Raw genomic sequence first — 17,201 nt, forward strand, 5'->3', positions numbered from 1 at the left:
AAACAATGTTCACACCGGCTCGGGTAAACGCTTGCGGTCGATCTTTCCGCTGGCGGTTTTGGGCAGCGAATCGAGCCGCACGATACGGCTCGGGATCATGTAATGCGGCAGACCGCGCTGCAGCTGCCGGCGAATCTCCAACCGAGTCGGGCCAGCGTTGCGCAGTTCCACATAGCCCACCAGACAGGCTTCATCGCCCTCCCCCAGCAGCCGCACCGCAGCCTCCAGCACACCATCGATGCGACGTAGGCTCGCTTCGATTTCACCCAGTTCGATGCGAAAACCGCGCAGTTTGATCTGATCATCGCGACGGCCGCGATACTGGAACTCATCCTCGCCGATACGCCGCACCCGGTCGCCGGTCCGGTAGAGGCGCCGGCCCTGCCATGCAATGAAGGCCTGCTCGGTCAGGTCGCTACGCTGCCAGTAGCCCTGCGCCAGCGACGGCCCTTCGATGCACAACTCGCCCTCGTCGCCCGGCGCAACGTCGATGCCTTGCTCATCCAGCACCAGGTGCCGATAGCCATCCAGCGACTGCCTGAGCCGCACGCCTTGCTCGCCGAGCGGCAGCTCGACGCTCGACATCATCGACCAGACGGTCGCCTCGGTGGGGCCGTAGCAGTTCCAGAGCTGGCCCACCATACCGCCCAGGCGCATCGCCAGGTCCACATCCAAAGCTTCCCCGCCGCATAGCGCAACCAATTTGGCGCGGCCCTGCCAGCCGGCCTTGAGCAGCATCCGCCAGAATGCCGGGGTCGCTTGCAGGGTGTTCAGGTCCGGGCGGCTCTCGAGCAGTTGCAGCAACGCCACCGGGTCTTTGTGCGCTGGCGCGCAGACCACTTCCACATAACCGCCTGACCACAGCGGGCCGAGCATCTCCAGCAGAGCGATATCGAATGCCGGCGTGGTGGTGAACAGCCAGCGCGTGGCCGTACTGACGCCGATACGCCGGGTTGCGGCGTTCAGAAAATTGCTCAGTGCGGCGCGCTCGATGATCACCCCCTTGGGCTTTCCGGTGGAGCCGGAGGTGAACATCATATAAGCCGGTACGCGCTCATCCAGCCGCGGCGGCTCGGGCATCTGCGCCAGCCCGGGCTGCAAGCGCAAGGACGGTGTCAGCGCCCGCGGCGCCTGCTCGTCCTGAATGATCCAGCGCACCTGCGCATCGTCTGCGATGCCCTGCAACCGTTCCAAAGGAAAGTCTGGCTCCAGCGGCACGAAGCACAACCCCTCATGCAGGCAGGCCAGGACCGTGGCGATCAGGTCGGGACCGCGCGCCAGATGCAGCCCTACGCGGTTGCCCGCAACCAGCCCGTGTTCACGCAGTTGCAGCACGATGGCCGCAACCCGCGCGTTCAATTCGCCATAGCTGAAGCTGGCGCCGAGGCAACCCAGAGCGGGCCGCGCGGCGTGGCGGGCAAACACGTCGGCGAAATGCGCGTTGATCGTGTTCATCGCTCATCACCCTCAGCCAGCGCTGCCAACGTCCGCAGGTTGTCGTGCATGGACGACAGCAGACGTGCGCACAGGTCCTCACGCAGGCTGCCGATCTGGCGCAGCGTCAGCAGGCCGTCGAAGATGCCGCCGTGCAGGCTGATCAGCTCGGCAGACAGGTTGCCGGCATCGCTCGGATTACCCGGCGGCAGCGGCAAGGCTTGCCAGTCGCCTGCCCCGCTCTGATAGACGCCCAGATAATTCAGCGCGACCGGCGGTAACGGCAAGCTGTCGCGGTGGGCCGGGTTGCTGCGCAGCGGTAAATAACCGACGCCCTTGTCCGGAACCTGACGCAGCTGCTCGGCGGCGTGTCGCACCAGCGCAGGCCAGTCCGCCTGATTCTGCACCGCGACCGGGAACATGCTGGTGAACCAACCTACCGTGCGGCTGACGTCCAGCGCGGGATCGATCGCCTCGCGCCCGTGCCCTTCAAGCATGATCCAGTGCTGGTCACCGAGCCCAAGTTGCACTAGCGCGCGCGTCAGTGCCGCTAATAGCAACTCCCGGACATCCGCCGCGAAATGCCGGGTGGCGGACTGAGTCAGCTGGCTGGTAGTGGCTGCATCCAGCTGTAACAGCTGCGGCTCGGTCGGCTGTGACGACGACCAATCGGCGGCGATGCGGTAGTTCATCCCGGCGATCTGCTCGCGCCAGTACGGCAGCTGCGCCTCCGCACGCTGGGCATAGGCCGCCAGCCCTTCGCCCCATTGTCGGTAGCTGCTGGTTTTGTCGGGCAAGGTTTCACCGCGCGCCAACCGCTGCAGGTCTTCCACCAGGATGCGCCAGGACACGGCATCGATAACCAGGTGATGGAAGGCGATGAACAGCCCACGTGCGCCGTTCGGCAAACCATCGATCACCGCCCAGGCCAAGGTACGTGCACTGGCCGGGTCCAGGTGCGCCTGCAGTTCGGTCAGTGCCTGCTGCAGCCCGGCTGCGCCCAGTTCGGCCGCATTCAACCGGGCAGGCTCGGTCAACGGCAGGTATTGCTGATAGCACTGACCGGTTGGGATGGCGACCAGGCGCAGCGCGTCGTGCTGTTGCAACAGCTGACGCATGTAATCCATCAGCTGCGTCGTCCCTACTTCGCCGGGCAGGCGCAGCACCACGCCCTGATTCCAATGCTGCGGGCGGGCAAACGGCTGCTCGAAGAACCATTGTTGGATCGGTTGCAGGGCAAAGTCGCCGGCCAGAAGACCATGCTCGGCGCGGACCGCCTGCGCCTCGCGCGGGCCGGCCAGCACTCGGCAGAGTCGGCGCACGGTCTTGGCCTCGAACACTTCCTTGACGCTGCAGAGGTAACCCGCGTCGCGAAGACGTGTTGCCAATTGAATGCTGAGGATGGAGTCGCCGCCCAGCCGGAAGAAATCGCTTTCCACGCCAAGCGGTTGCTCCAACACGCCTTGCCAGATATCCAGCACCTGGCGCTCCAGCTCCCCGACGGGTGCCACCTGCTGTTCTGTCGCAGTCAGTTCCACCGGCGGCAGGCGCTTCTGATCCAGCTTGCCATTGGCGGTCAGCGGCATCTTGTCGAGCAGCATCAACCTCAGCGGCACCATGTATTCGGGCAGTCGGCGCGCCACGGCCTGCAACACGGCATCCGGCTCGGGAATGGGCTCGCCGGGTTTGACGGTGGCGTAGGCCACCAGCGCTTGGCGCGCAGCCTGGCTGGCGACGATCACCTTGATCTCCTGCAAGCTCGGGCAGCTGGCGTGCAGCTGGGCTTCGATCTCGCCCGGCTCGATGCGGTAGCCGCGTAGCTTTATCTGCGCATCGAGGCGGCCCAGATATTCGTATTCACCGGTGGCCAATAGGCGCGCGCGGTCGCCGGTGTGATACAGGCGCACCTGCACGCCGGCCACGCAATGATCACGAAAGGCCTCGGCGGTGCGCTCCGGCTGGTTGAGATAACCGCGCGCCAGGCCCAGGCCCGCCAGGCAGAGCTCGCCGGGCACGCCGACCGGGCAGAGTGCGCCGTGCCGGTCCAGCACCACCGCCTGCATGCCATCGATGGGCGCACCGATGGTCAGGCGCTCGCCTGGCACGAGCGTCTTGGTCAGCGCGGTCACGGTGGCCTCGGTGGGGCCGTACATGTCGATCAGGCGGAACTGACTGGCCCAGCGTTGCGGAATCGCCGGTGGACAAGCCTCGCCGCCGAAGCCCACGGATTTCATCGCTGGCAACGGGCGCTCCGGCAGCGTCGCCAACAGCGCCGTGGCAAAGATCATATGGGTGGTTTCGGTTCGCTCGATCTCATCCAGCAAGCCCTCGCCGGGGTCGGCCCAGAGCAGGCAGGCGCCGTGGACGAGCGGGACCAGCGCGCACATGTTGCCGGCATCGAACGACAGCGACATGCAGTCCAGCATGCGATCGCCCGGCGCGACATTCAGCCGGCGGCCGTGGTCCAGCAGCAGGTTCGCCAGCGATCCGTGCTCGACCATCACGCCTTTCGGCACGCCGGTCGAGCCTGAGGTGTAGATCACCTGCGCGAGTCGCTGTGGGTCCTGCTCGCTCAACAGCGCATTGGGGGACTGCGCATCCAGCTGGGCTTGAATCTCGGTACTGCCGAGGTCTACCCAACGTTGGTCCGCCTCCAGCGCAAAGGGCGCCGCGCCCTGACCAACAATGGTTCGGACATTGGCGTCACGCATGATGTGCGAGAGCCGTTCCTGCGGATAATCGGGATCCAGCGGGACATAGGCGGCGCCGAGCTTCCAGCTGGCGAGCAGCGCGACGACAAAGGCATTTTCACGACGGGCGAGCACGCCGATCAGCTCACCCGCCGCGCAGCCCTGAGCCCGTAACCAATGGGCCAGGCGGTTGGCGCGAGCATCCAGTTCTGCATAACTGACGCTGCCCTCGCCCTGCCGCAACGCGGGTCGATGCGGATGCGCTCTGGCCATGTCCTCGAATAGCGACAGGGCCGTCACTCCGTCGGGATAAGCGGCTGGCAGCTCGCTCAGGCGCTGGGCAGTCTGCGTCAGCAGCGCTTCATCGAGCATCGGTAGCCGCCAGATATCCTGTTGCGGGTTGGCCACCACCGCTTCGAGCAGGAGCAGCAACCGGCTGGCATAACCCTCGACGCTGCTGCGCTCGAACAACGCGGTGGCGTAGAGCCAATCGACCCGTACCGAATCCATCAGCTCGGTGACCTTGACCGAGATATCGGTCTTGGCCGGCAGCACCGGCGAGGTCTCTTCCACCGCGTCGCAACCTGGAATCAGGTCGTTGAAATCCACCCGCGCCTGGTACACCAGCATGATCTGGAAAATCGGATTGATCGCTGTGTGGCGGTCCATGCCCAACGCTTCGCTCAAGGCCTCGAAGCGATAGAGCTGGTGATCGAAGGCCTGCAGATCGTCCGCGCGGCACTGGCGCAAATAGTCGACGAAAGACTGTTGCTCGGGCAGTTGCGTGCGCAGCACCAGCGTATTGACGAAAAAGCCCACCAGCGGCTCGATGTCAGGCCGCTCCCGATAAGCCAGCGGTGTGCCGACTACGATGTCGCGCTCGCCGGAGTGCCGTGCCAGCAACAGCGCGAACAATGCATGCAGGCCGATGAAGGGCGAGGTGTTGTGGTGCTGGCAGAGCTGCTTGAAGCGCTCCCAAAATCTGTTGTCGATCGTCGAGAACACCACTTCGCCGCCGCTGGCCGGTTGGGCCGGCCGTGGCTTGTCCAGCGGCAGGCTGTGCACCTCGGGAATGCCAGCCAGGCGTTCGACCCAGAAAGGTTTGAACTGCTCGTGGTAATCACGGAACAACGGCGAGTTGAACCAGTGCGCGTAGTCGATGTGGGTCAGCGCCGGTTGATCCCAGTTCAATGGCTGGCGATTCTGGTAGGCAAGAAACGCGGTTTTGAGATCGGCAAACATGTTCTTCACCGACCAGCCATCCGAGATGATGTGGTGCTGGTTGATCATCAACAGATGCTCGCGCTCGCCCAGCTCCAGCAGGTTGACCCGCGTCAGCTTGCCGCTGGTGATGTCGAACGGGCGTTGGATTTCCTCGCGCACCCGCTGCGCCACGCGCTCCTCGCGCACCTGCGGCTCGAGAAGGCTCAGATCCTCGCGCACCAGCTGAAACCCGCTGTGCGGCAGAATCTCCTGCTCGCCACGTCCTTCGGCGCTGCGTTGAAAGCGTGTGCGCAGACTGGCGTGGCGGGCGACCAGCGCATCGAAGGCGAACTCCAACGCCGCGACGTCCAGCTCGCCAGTGAGCCGGAAGAAGACCGGCATGTTGTACAGGTGCGAGTCCTGCTCGTACTGCTCGATGAACCACAGCCCGCTCTGCGACGAGGACAGCGGCCCGACGCTGCTGTGCCGCGGTGCGATCGGCGCCTCGAAGGACTGTCGCGCGCGCAGACATTCGATGATGGCGTCGCGGTTATCGCGAATCTGCTGGCCGAGGGCGGGCGTGACGGCGTCCTTGCTCGATTGGGAAACCAGTTGTCCCTGTTCGTTGAGTGCAAGCTGCACCCCCTGCTGAGCCAGGTGCTTCAGCAGGCCGATGATGTTCTTGTGCATCTGCTTAACCTCTCAAAATCTATTCAACGTCTGCTGCGCGTCGGGCCTGCTGCGTTGAAAACAGGCTCGGATGCGAGCCCAGTCGGGTGCTCATTTACCGCTCGTAAACTGCGCGCCCTCGCCTGTTTTCGCCTTGCAGGCCTCTAGCTCGCGAGACGTTGAACAAGTTTTTCAGGCTGCCAGGGTGGCGCCGCCATCGACGACGATGTCCTGCAGGGTGATGTGGCTGGCCAGGTCGGATGCAAGGAACAGCACCGTGCGAGCAACCTCCTCGGGCGTGGCGATCTTGCGTAGCGGAATGCCCAGTTTGTATTGCTCCGGGAAGCCGGCAATGGTGCGTTCGCGGGCATCTTCGCTGTGCCACATACCGCGCTGCATGGCGGTATCGGTGGAACCTGGCGAAACCAAATTGCAGCGCACGCCGTGCTCCGCCAGCTCCAGGCCGGCGGTACGAATCAAGCTGGAGAGCGCCGCTTTGGACGCGCTGTATGCGGCCATCTGCATGCGCGGGACGTGGGTCGCGTTGCTGCTCACGGCGACGACCGCGCCGTGCCCCTGCGCCTTGAAGCGCGGTATCAACTCGCGCAGCAGATAAAAGGGACCGGAGACATTTACCCGCATCGACGCGTCCCAATCGGCCGAACTCAACTCCTCAATGGGCGCCAGCCGCAAGATTCCGGCGACACTGGCGAACACATCCACCGTCTGCTGCGCGCCGAGCAGCTCGCTACAGGCCTGTTGCACGGCGTGGGCATCGCCGACATCGAGCACATAAGGGGTGAAGCCGTAATCCCGTTCCGGAAAGGCTCGGTCGAAACCGGTGACCTGTGCGCCCAGCCGCACGAATCCCTCGGCAACCGCGCGGCCGATGCCCTGCCCGGCGCCGGTGACCCAGACGCTTCTACCGCTGAAATCCATCTGATCGTTCATCTGCCTGCCCCTTACCAAACCATTTCCACCTGCTCTTCCCGCTGCTGTATGCGGCTGTCGAGGAAGCTGCAGAAGTCCGCCAATTGCGGATGATCGAAGACATCCGAAACCTTCACCGCAGCGCCGAATTCGGCGCCCAGACGATTGACGATCTGGATGGTCTGCAACGATTGGCCGCCGAGTTCGAAGAAGTTGTCTTCAGGCTGAATGCCGCTGACGCCGAGAATCTGCTGCCAGATGGCGCTGACCCGGCGCTGGGTCTCGTCGCTCAAGGCGCGCTCCGGAGCGCCACCCAGGTATTCCTGGTGCAGACGTTTGCGGTCGAGCTTGTTGCTGCCGGTACGCGGTAAGGCGGAAAAGTGACGGTAATCGGTGGGCACCATCGCGGCGGGCAACACTTCGCTCAGTTCGCGCTTGATGCTGCGAATGTCGTCGCGCGGACCAGCGACGAAAGCCACCAACCGGCGCACGCCGGCGCCCAGTTCCAAGCCCAGCACGCAGGCCTCGTCGACGCCATCGAGTGCCAGCAGCCTGGCCTCGACTTCGCCCGGCTGGATGCGATAGCCGCTGATCTTGAATTCGTTGTCCAGCCGACCGAGGTACACCAGTTCCCCGTCCACCAGTCGCACTCGGTCACCGGTGCGGTAGATCCGTGCCGTCTCATCGCCGATACGCAGATGGGCAAATGCCGGCGAATCGCTGTTGAGATAGCCGTTGGCCAATTGAGCGCCGAACAACACCAGCTCGCCTTCCAATGCTGGGCGATTGCCGCGATCGAGAATCAGCGCCTCGACGCCGGCCAGCGGCCGGCCGATGGGCAACTGCTCGCGGTTGGGGTCGATGCGCTGCAGATCGCAAGTGGTGGCGACCACGGTGGTTTCGGTCGGCCCATAGGTATTGATCAGGCGCACATCCGGCCGGTCCATGCCTTGCCAGGCGGCCAGCTGCTCCGGGTACACCGCTTCGCCACCGATGATCACCGTCTTGAGCGGCGCGGGAATCCGCGCCTGGTCACTGCGCAGTGCGACGACCCATTCGTTCCAGAACGCCGTGGGCAAATCGACGACGGTAATTGCCTGCTGCTCCAGGCTTTCCACGAAAGCGGTCATCGACTGAAGCATCGCGTCGGTGCGCAACACCAGCGTGGCGCCGGCAGACAGGCTGACGAAGACCTCCTCGATGCTGGCATCGAAGTTGAACGGCGCGAACTGCAACACCCGGTCAGTCGGAGTGATCCCGTAGCGCTGTTGCGCCGCCACGGCGAAGTGCTCCAGTGCTCGATGACTGACTTCCACAGCTTTCGGCGTGCCGGTGGAGCCGGACGTGAACATCAGGTAGCTGGCCGCATCGCCATCGCGTGGGCGGTACTCGCGATTGGCCGAGGTCAGCAGGCCGATCAGCTGGATCGGGCCGCGATGGATATCGGCAAGCCTGTGGCGGTAGACCGCCTCGGTAATCACCAACGCAAGGTCGGCGCTCGCGCAGATCAGCCGTTGGCGATCCGCTGGTTGCTCCGGATCGAGCGGTACGTATACCGCTCCAGCCAGCAGAACTCCCAGCTGCGCCAGAATCGCTAGCGGCGACCGGCTCAGCATCATTCCGATCCGCTCGCCCGGCTGAATGCCCTGCTCCACCAATGCTGCGGCAACCATTTCGGCACGCGCTTGCAGCTCGCCGTAGCTCAGCGCCTGTTCATGCTGGATCAGCGCGATACGTTCCGGCTGGGCGTCCGCTTGCTGGCGTATTGCATCCAGCACGTTGTCCGCCTGCCCGAGAGTGGCGCCAGCCGGCGCGGTGAGCCTTTGCCAGGCGCGACGGACCGCATAGAGTTCATCGAGCAACACGTCGCGTGGTTGCTGGGGCGCGGCCAGCCAGCATTCGAGCAGGTCGAACAATTCTTCCTGCAGCCCACGCACCTGCTCCAGGCTGTAACAGGCCGGGTTGGCGTCATAGTCGAGCACCGGGGTGCCGTCCGCGCCGACCTGCACTTCCAGGGTCAGGTCTTCCACCGGACCGGCGCTGAGGTTCAGCGTGCGGGCCGGACAATCGCCATACGCCAGCGGACGGTCGAACGGCATGATGTTGATCAACGGGCCGAACAGGCGCTGTTCGCCGCCAACCCGACCGAGGTCGCGCCTCAGCGATTCGTAGCGGTAATGCTGGTGCTTGCGGCTGCTGCGGCGCAGCTTGCCGATGGCTTTCGCACAGCCGATGAGATCGGCGTCGTCCGGCAAGTCCAGGCACAGGGGCGCGATATTCATCTGCATGCAGGGCACGTTGAACGCCGCCGAGCCGATGCGGTTCATCACCATCAATCCAAGAACCTGCGCCCGGCTGCCGCTGACCTGCCGCAACTGGGCCGAGACGCCCGCCAAAAGCAAGTCCGGCCAGCCGATGCCATGGGCATCGGCAACCTCGTTCAAGGCTTGCCACAGCGGCGCAGGAAACGCCGCACCGTGACGAATGAAGGTGGCTGAAATGGGCGCGCTGCGCTCGCTGAAGCTCACTGGCTCCGGCATGCGTGACAATGCTTCCAGCCAGTAGCCGCGCGCGGCGGCGGTACGGCCTTGGGCGTCCCGTTCGGCGTCTTCCTGCAGCACGTCGTCGTAACGGCCAAACCCGCTAGGCGGCGTGGTTTCTCCTTTCAGCGCGGCACCATAGAGTTCGGCGATGCGCTGGTACAGCAGATTGGTGCCATAACCGTCGAGGGCGATGTGATGCACGCAGCTGTAGAGAAAATCGCCCTCTCCACCCCGCAGCAACACGAAGCGGCACGGCAGCTCGCGCTCGAGATCCAGCGCGACGCGAATGTCACGCATGGCCCAATCGCGCACCCAACGCTCTGCCTCTTCGCCCGCCGGCACCTGGACTCGCCGCACCTCGACCGGCAATTCACAGGGTTTGAAAAGCACCGTTTCTTCATCGGCAACAAACAGACCGGACAGCGCCTCGCATTCACGCACCGCCTCCTGTACCGCACGGATCAACGCCACTTCCTCGATCTTGCCGGCGAAGGCGATGCACTCGGCGGTGTTGAACATGGCGCGGTCTTCGTTGAGCAGATAGGCGTACCAGAGCCCCTGCTGAGCGATACCCAGCGGCCTCATAGCGCACCCCCGTGTTCGCGAATGAGCGTCCACCAACCGTTGAGCGTCGGCGTCCTCGCCAGATCGGTGAAGCTGAGTTCGAGGCCCTGCTCGCGCCATTCGCTGAGCAGCGACATGATCTGGATCGAATCCAGACCGTAATCGAGCAGGTTCTCGTCGGGATCGAACGGCTCGTCCATCTCATCGAGCATCGCCAGCAACCGCGCCTCGAGTGCTTCTCGGGTCGGCAGCGATGCCTGCGGCTGGCCGAGGTCGAGCACGTCACGGCAGCGGATCACCCGCCCGCAGCGCGTTGCCACGTAGTTCAGCGCCATCAGGTGTTCAGCCTGGCTGAAATCCGCAACGCCGTCCGCCAGCATGAAAGGCTGAATGTCCCGCATGAAGGCATCGCAGGCCGTCATCAAGCAGCCTATATGCCCGTAGATTCCGCCGATGATCAACTGATCGCGGCCGAGCTCAGTCATCATGTGTTGCAGCGGTGAGCGCTGAAAAGCGCTGTAGCGCCACTTGGTCAGCACGGTGTCGTCGGCCGCCGGCGACAGCCCGGCAACGATGGCCTGGCGCTCGGGATGTTGGGTGATGCCAGGGCCCCACATGTCGGTGAGCAGCGCCCGATCCGCAGCGGCCTGCTCGACTGGTTGCGCGGTGTAGACGACCGGAATGCCCAGGGCTTTACAGCATTCGCGAACCTGCGCCAGGCGTGCCACCAGCGCGGCGATGAAGGCGCTGTCTTCACCCCAGAAGTCGCAGAAATAGCCTTGCATGTCATGGATTAACAGCACCGCGCGATCAGGATCGACCGACCACTGGACTTTGTTCGCGGCCCATTCGCTGGGCAGGCTGTAGGGCGTCAAAGTGGGAATAGCCATGAAGCGAATCCTTATTCGGTAACGGTCAGTTGTTCAGCGAGACGGCGACGCAGGCGGTTCTTGTCCACCTTGCCTACGGCCGTCATGGGAAGCGCGTCGAGGTGTTCGAATCGGTCCGGCAGCTTGTAATCGGCTAGACCGAGGCTGCGCAGAAACTTGCGCAGGACAATGCCCTTGAGAGCGGCGTCGGGGCTGACGATAAAGGCGCAACTCTTCTCACCCATGGCCGCGTCCGGCATTGATACCAGCGCCGCCTGGGTAACGGCGGGATGCGCCATCAGCAGGCTTTCCACTTCCTCGGCAGCGATCTTTTCGCCACCACGGTTGATCTGATCCTTGATCCGCCCGACAACGATCAGATAGCCGTCCTCGCGCTGCCGGACCAGATCGCCGGAGCGGTAGAAACCCTCTGCATCGAATGCGCTGGCGTTGTATGCCGGGCTCTGGAAATAGCCGCGGATGGTGTAGGGGCCACGGGTCATCAAAGCCCCCACCTCGCCCGTCGGCACCGGATTGCCGTCGCGGTCGACGACTTTTACCTCGTCGTCCGGGCTCATTGGCTGACCCTGGGTCAGGTAGACACGCTCGTCGCTGTCGTCCAGCCGGGTGTAGTTGACCAGCCCTTCGGCCATGCCGAAGACCTGCTGCAAGTGACAACCGAGATCCTGCGGGACACGGCGAGCGAGCAACTCCGGCAGCTTGGCGCCACCGACCTGCAACAGTTCCAGCGAAGCGAGTTCATCCCGGTGTGCGGGCGCGGCCTGCAACCACAGCGACAAGGCCGACGGCACCAGGGCGGCCACGTTGACCTGATGGTGCGCGATCAGCGGAAAGCAGCTTGCCGGGCCTGGATCGGCGCTGAGCACCACCCGTCCGCCGGCGAGAAAGACACCCAGCGCGCCAGGCGAACTCAGCGGAAAATTGTGCGCCGCAGGCAATGCGCAGAGGTAGCGGGTGTTGCGGTCGAACTCACAGATTTCGATGCTGCGGCGGACGCTGTAGAGGTAGTCGTCGTGGGTGCGCGGGATCAGTTTCGGCGTGCCGGTGCTGCCGCCCGATAGCTGGAAGAAAGCCACTTCGCTGGCCGGCGTCGGAGTGAATGGACGCTCTTTCGCTGCCGGTTCGAGCCAACTTTGCAGACGCAGTTCCGGCTGCGGGTCGTCGTGCAGCAGGACGGTATCGAGTTCAGGGACCAGCTCGGTCAGTTCATCGAGGAATGCATTGCTGGCAAACAACGCATGCTCGCGACTGGCAACCAGAAGGCGCGGATGAATCTGCGCGGCATAGGCGACCAGCTCGACACGATTGTGGCTGAACAGTGCATTGACCGGAGCGATGCCTGCTTTCATCAACGCGAAGAACACGATGTACAGCTCGGCATGGTTACCAAGCTGTACCAGTGCGCAGTCGCCGTGCCCCAAATCACGGTTGGCCAGGCGTTGGGCTAGGTGAGTCGACATCTCGTCCAGTTCGGCGTAGCTGAACGCTCGACTACCGGAAACCACCGCGATGGCGTCCGGCTGGAGGCTGGCCTGCTCGGTGAGCATCTGGCTCAGCGGCTCGCCACGCCAATATCCGGCGCGTCGGTAACGCTCAGCAAAAGCTTCGGGCCAGCGGGTGAACGGAACTAGGTTCATACCGTTCATACCGCCTCCTGATCGAGGCCGAACGCGGCGAGCATGGTGCCGAGTTTGGTTCCCGTCTCGCGCCACTCGGATTCGGGGCACGACGCCGAGACCAGCCCGGCGCCTGCGAACAACCGGACCTTGCGTTCATCGATCACACCACAGCGGATCACCACGGCCCATTCGCCGTTGCCGGCCGCATCGCACCAACCGACGATGCCGCCGAACACACCACGGTCGAACGGCTCCAGCTCGGCGATCAGCTGTTTGGCCGCAGTCGTGGGGAAGCCGCAGAGCGCTGGCGTCGGGTGCAGCTGGCACGCCAGGCTCAGCGCCGACACCGGCGCGGCCAGCTCGCCCTCGATCCGCGTCGACAGGTGCCAGAGCTTGGCGGTACTCATAAGCGAAGGCGCCGCCGGTATCTGCAGGTCGCGGCATAGCGGACGCAGCTGGCGTTCGATATCTCGAATCACCAGGCGATGCTCGTGCCGATCCTTGCCCGAATCGAGCAGGCTTCGCGCCGACTGTTCGTCCGCTGCCGGATCGGCGTAGCGCCTGGCGGAACCGGCCAACGGATTGGTCTCCAGGCGTTTACCGGTTTTGCGCAGCAGCAACTCAGGGCTGGCGCCGATCAGAACGCCGCCATCCGGCAGATCGGTAAAGAAATGAAACGCTTCGGGATTCTGCTGGCGTAGCCCCTGGAAGATTGTCGCGGCACAGGGTGGTGCGTCGAACTCGAGCTGCAGCAGGCGTGACAGCACCGCTTTATCCAGCCGACCGCTGCGCAGCGCATCCAGCGCGCGGGTAACGGCTTTTTGAAAGCCAACCTGATCGGGCTGTTCGGTGCACTGACGCGCCGCGCCGCAGGCGAACCCGCAAATTGCCGTCGGAGGTGATGCGGGAGGAAGATGGGAAACGTGTCGCGGGATGAACAGACTGGAGGATTGCTGCTTGTCGAAGGGAATCACGCCAACCAGCACGGGATCCTTCAAACCGGCTGCCTGCGCTTCGGCGAAGGCCCACTGAACGTCATGCTCTAGGCCCGGCCCGGCGCCTTCGGCTGGCGTGTCTATCGCCTTGAAACAACCGCTGGCTTCGATACCGCCTGCCGGTGAATAAAATCGATACGACGGCGGGAACTTGTATCCCACGCCTGGTCCGTCGTAGGCGACGCGAGTCAATGCGTTCACCACCACCTCCACATAACAATAATGTGATTGATTATCATTTGCCGGCGGCAACGATAGTCATCGGTGACAGATGCGTCAAATTATTTCTGTTCGCGGGACGCAGAGACGGTTTGCTGGCGGTTAGGTCTAAGGCGGTTGCGGCTGGTTTAAGAAGGGGGTGGAGCGAGAGGGGGTATCAGTCACCGGCTTATACGGCCATGACGTGATGACTATAACCATTGAAAGTACTTTAGCTATTGCGCTTAACAAGTTGATTTATGTAACAAAACCAGCATAAGAGAGACAGGCAAAAGTCTACTAACGAACCTCGACGATTTCGTATTGCTGGCGGCGCCCATCCACGAGCACTTCAACCTCATCACCATCGCAGCGCCCGAGCAACGCGTGGCCCAACGGCGATCGCGGCGATATCACCTGTACCTCTGCTTCTGCAACAACCACTCTCAACCCAGCGGCATCCGGGCCGAGGAAAACCCAGCGCCCGATACCGGCCTGCTCCAGCGAAACCAGCGCGCCGAGCGTGATCGGCTCATCGACCTGCGAGCGCACCGGAAGATTGCGATAGCGGCTCAGCGCCGTCTCGATCTCATGCACACGGCGACGCTGCCCGTCAGCAAGATAAGCAGCCTCGAGCCCGCGAGTGTCGTACTTGTTTTCCGCCTTGCTCTCGGCATGCGTTGCCGCCTCGTGAGAGGCCTTAAGCGCGTCCTTGGCAATTGTCAGATCGGCTTGCAGCTTTTCGATGATAAGTGCTTGGAGATCGGTCTTGTTCATGCAGGCTCGGGACGGTAGTGCCGGGCCTCTAGCATGGCATCGCTACGCCCACAGAGCCACGCCGACTGAATACGTCTTTCTGCAACATCCGGCGACCTGTCGAACACAGAGCCGCCTGACATGACAGGTAAAGTGCGACCCTATTCGAAACCAACCAACGCAAAGGATCGAGACAGATGCTTACCCTGAGCCTGGGCCCGCTGACGATCGGCATACAACATCTGATATTGGTCGGCTGTTTGTTACTGGCGACGCTGACCGGCTGGTGGACGGGCCGACCGCACGGGCGGAACCCCGAGCGACAGATATTCCGGCTTATGCTGCTGGCTGTGCTGGTCGCGCGCCTGTCCTTCGTAGCGGTCTACATCGACGATTTTTCGGGCGCCTGGTGGCGAGTACTGGATATCCGCGACGGCGGCTTCATCGCCTGGCCGGGTATCGGAGCCGCATTACTGGCCGGTGGTTGGCTGATATGGCGTGACCGAGAACTGCGCAAACCATTGGGCCTCGCCTTGGTGGTAGGACTCGCCAGCTGGACCTTCGCCAGCTTTGGCTGGCACGCCTTCGAACGAGGGACGCGTCTGCCTGAGATAGCCCTGCACGACATAGACGGCAGGTCGGTCAGCTTGGCCGACTACAGCGGTAAGCCGATGGTCATCAATCTTTGGGCCACCTGGTGTCCGCCGTGCCGCCGTGAAATGCCGGTACTCGCAGAAGCACAGACGAACAACCATGAGCTGGTCTTCCTGTTCGTCAACCAGGGCGAAGGTGAAGGCGAAATCAGGCAATTTCTGCAGAGTCACGACTTTGGATTACGCAACGTGCTGATCGACAGCGGTGGTCGCCTTGGACAGCACGTCGGCTCGCAAGCATTGCCGACCACGCTGTTCTACGACGCAGACGGTCGGCAAGTCGGCAGCCATCTAGGCGAGCTGTCACGCGCCAGCCTGGCAAGAGCGATGAAAGCACTGCGGCAATAGCTCTCGATACCCCACACATCTACCTGAACGCGCTGGTCGGACGTCTACCCAGTCACACTTCTGCAACAGCCGCAAGTCATCGGCGCTGCCGATAGCCGGGCTGCAGATGAATGAACCGAAGCCGAAAAGCCGCTGTCCAGACAGAAGCGTTCGAATCAGCCGCAGCATGCGGATTTGTCGGCCCGCGCGGGATATTTTTAAAAAAGAGGAAATTTGCCGCAGGCGACAGAGCGAGACGCTGCTTATACTGTCCCCCCATCCAATCTGGAGCCACACCCGTGAATAAAGCCGAGTTGATTGAAGCGATCGCAGCCTCCGCCGATGTCCCTAAGAGCACCGCCACTCGCGTACTGGACGCCTTTACCGAAAGCGTGACCAATACCCTGCAGAACGGCGACAGCGTGACGCTGGTTGGCTTCGGTACCTTTGCTGTCAAGGAGCGCGCCGCTCGTGACGGCCGCAATCCGCAGACCGGCGCAACGATCAAGATCTCCGCAGCCAAGCTGCCAGGCTTCAAGCCAGGCAAGTCGCTGAAGGATGCGGTGAACTAATCCATCCGTATGTCGGATACCGGGTCGCTGACGTCCTTACGGACGCAGCGCCTGTCCTGGCGTTGACCGCTCGGTCGCGCACCCCGCTCCACTCCTCGCTAAATTTGCTCTCGGGCATAACCGGAACGAAGCGTGGGCTTTGTCCGCTGCCTAGGCTCGCCCCAGCCATGCCAACTCTATTTGTCGCTGCGACTCACTTGTCGCGGTCGATCGCAAAGCCCGCCCAGGCCTGCCGCGACGGCATGATCTCCAACCGGTTGATATTGATATGCGCCGGTAGCGTAGCGACATAGAAGATCTGGTCAGCGATGTCTTCAGCGGACAATGGCGTGGTGGTGCTGTAAAGCGCGTCGGACGCCGCTTGATTGCCCTTGGTCCGCACCAGCGTGAACTCGGTCTCGGCCATACCAGGCGCGATGTCGGTGACCCGCACGCCCGTGGCGATCAGGTCACAGCGCAGGTTGTAGCTGAACTGCTGGACGAATGCCTTGCTGGCACCGTAGACATGACTTCCGGGATAGGGCCATTGGCCTGCCACGGATCCGATATTGACGATGCTGGCGCCCTTTCCTGTCTCGATCAACGTTGGCAGCAACGCATGGGTTACGTTTACGAGGCCGGTGATATTGGTGTCGATCATGGTGTGCCAATCGTTCAGATCGGTCTTCTGCGAAGGTTCCGGAGCCAGTGCCAAGCCTGCGTTATTGACCAGGCAAGTCACGGCACGGAAGGCATCGGGCAGTTCGGCGACGACGTCCTTGACCGCCTCGCTCTTGCGCACATCAAGCGTTGCAACATGCACCGGAACCTTGTTGGCCAACTCTTTTTTCAGTGCTTCTAGTCGCTCCGAGCGTCGACCGGTCAGTACCAGCGACCAGCCTGCTTCAGCAAAACGGCGAGCCGTAGCGCGACCAAAACCTGATGTGGCACCGGTGATGAATACGACCTTGCTGTTCATGCTTTTCCTCTTTTTCCGTGTGGCGCGCTCGTAGAAGCGCGCGGTGGTATCGATGGCTATGGTCCGTGCATAGGCGGAAAGTTCGAGCGGTTCTCCGCATCATTTCTTAACAACTGAACGATCAGCCTTTTTATTCCAACAAAATACAAAGCACAACGCTGGCCTTTTTTTCGGTCGAGCACGGCTTCTAGACCTTTCAG

11 protein-coding genes are annotated in these 17,201 nt (G+C 62.9%); 2 read left to right on the forward strand and 9 right to left on the reverse strand.

Annotated elements, in window-relative coordinates:
* Positions 1–9 precede the first annotated feature (9 nt).
* The 8 genes from E0D86_RS05220 to E0D86_RS05255 all read right to left on the reverse strand — a co-directional run bounded on the left by E0D86_RS05220 (position 10) and on the right by E0D86_RS05255 (position 14,512).
* Complete coding sequence (locus E0D86_RS05220) at positions 10–1,455, reverse strand: amino acid adenylation domain-containing protein (protein WP_131648884.1); 1,446 nt, start codon at positions 1,453–1,455, stop codon at positions 10–12.
* Positions 1,452–6,017, reverse strand: coding sequence for a non-ribosomal peptide synthetase (locus E0D86_RS05225; protein ID WP_131648885.1), 4,566 nt, complete (start codon positions 6,015–6,017; stop codon positions 1,452–1,454). The genes E0D86_RS05220 and E0D86_RS05225 overlap by 4 nt, the downstream gene beginning before the upstream one ends.
* A gap of 171 nt (positions 6,018–6,188) precedes the next feature.
* Complete coding sequence (dhbA, locus tag E0D86_RS05230) at positions 6,189–6,947, reverse strand: 2,3-dihydro-2,3-dihydroxybenzoate dehydrogenase (RefSeq protein WP_131648886.1); 759 nt, start codon at positions 6,945–6,947, stop codon at positions 6,189–6,191.
* An 11-nt stretch (positions 6,948–6,958) separates the two neighbouring features.
* On the reverse strand, positions 6,959–10,054 hold the full coding sequence (locus E0D86_RS05235) for a non-ribosomal peptide synthetase (protein WP_131648887.1): 3,096 nt from the start codon (positions 10,052–10,054) through the stop codon (positions 6,959–6,961).
* Positions 10,051–10,923, reverse strand: a complete 873-nt coding sequence (locus E0D86_RS05240; protein WP_131648888.1) for an isochorismatase family protein — start codon at positions 10,921–10,923, stop codon at positions 10,051–10,053. The genes E0D86_RS05235 and E0D86_RS05240 overlap by 4 nt, the downstream gene beginning before the upstream one ends.
* Before the next feature lie 11 nt (positions 10,924–10,934).
* Positions 10,935–12,560 carry a (2,3-dihydroxybenzoyl)adenylate synthase gene (locus tag E0D86_RS05245; protein WP_131648995.1) on the reverse strand — a complete coding sequence of 542 codons (1,626 nt, stop codon included), beginning with the start codon at positions 12,558–12,560 and terminating at the stop codon, positions 10,935–10,937.
* A 5-nt stretch (positions 12,561–12,565) separates the two neighbouring features.
* On the reverse strand, positions 12,566–13,738 hold the full coding sequence (locus tag E0D86_RS05250; RefSeq protein ID WP_131648889.1) for an isochorismate synthase MenF: 1,173 nt from the start codon (positions 13,736–13,738) through the stop codon (positions 12,566–12,568).
* A 297-nt stretch (positions 13,739–14,035) separates the two neighbouring features.
* On the reverse strand, positions 14,036–14,512 hold the full coding sequence (locus E0D86_RS05255; protein ID WP_131648890.1) for a GreA/GreB family elongation factor: 477 nt from the start codon (positions 14,510–14,512) through the stop codon (positions 14,036–14,038).
* Between the two features lie 176 nt (positions 14,513–14,688).
* Here E0D86_RS05255 and E0D86_RS05260 point away from each other — a divergent pair, with 176 nt between their 5' ends.
* Positions 14,689–15,492 (forward strand): TlpA disulfide reductase family protein, encoded by an 804-nt coding sequence (locus E0D86_RS05260; protein ID WP_131648891.1) that lies wholly within the window; start codon positions 14,689–14,691, stop codon positions 15,490–15,492.
* Between the two features lie 110 nt (positions 15,493–15,602).
* Positions 15,603–16,043, forward strand: a complete 441-nt coding sequence (locus tag E0D86_RS05265; protein ID WP_231752173.1) for an HU family DNA-binding protein — start codon at positions 15,603–15,605, stop codon at positions 16,041–16,043.
* A gap of 193 nt (positions 16,044–16,236) precedes the next feature.
* Here the strand turns inward: E0D86_RS05265 and E0D86_RS05270 are convergent, their stop codons facing one another.
* Positions 16,237–17,001 (reverse strand): SDR family NAD(P)-dependent oxidoreductase, encoded by a 765-nt coding sequence (locus E0D86_RS05270; RefSeq protein ID WP_131648892.1) that lies wholly within the window; start codon positions 16,999–17,001, stop codon positions 16,237–16,239.
* Positions 17,002–17,201: the final 200 nt, after the last annotated feature.

Origin of the sequence: Pseudomonas sp. IC_126, assembly GCF_004331835.1 — a bacterium.
Classification (GTDB): Bacteria; Pseudomonadota; Gammaproteobacteria; order Pseudomonadales; family Pseudomonadaceae; genus Stutzerimonas.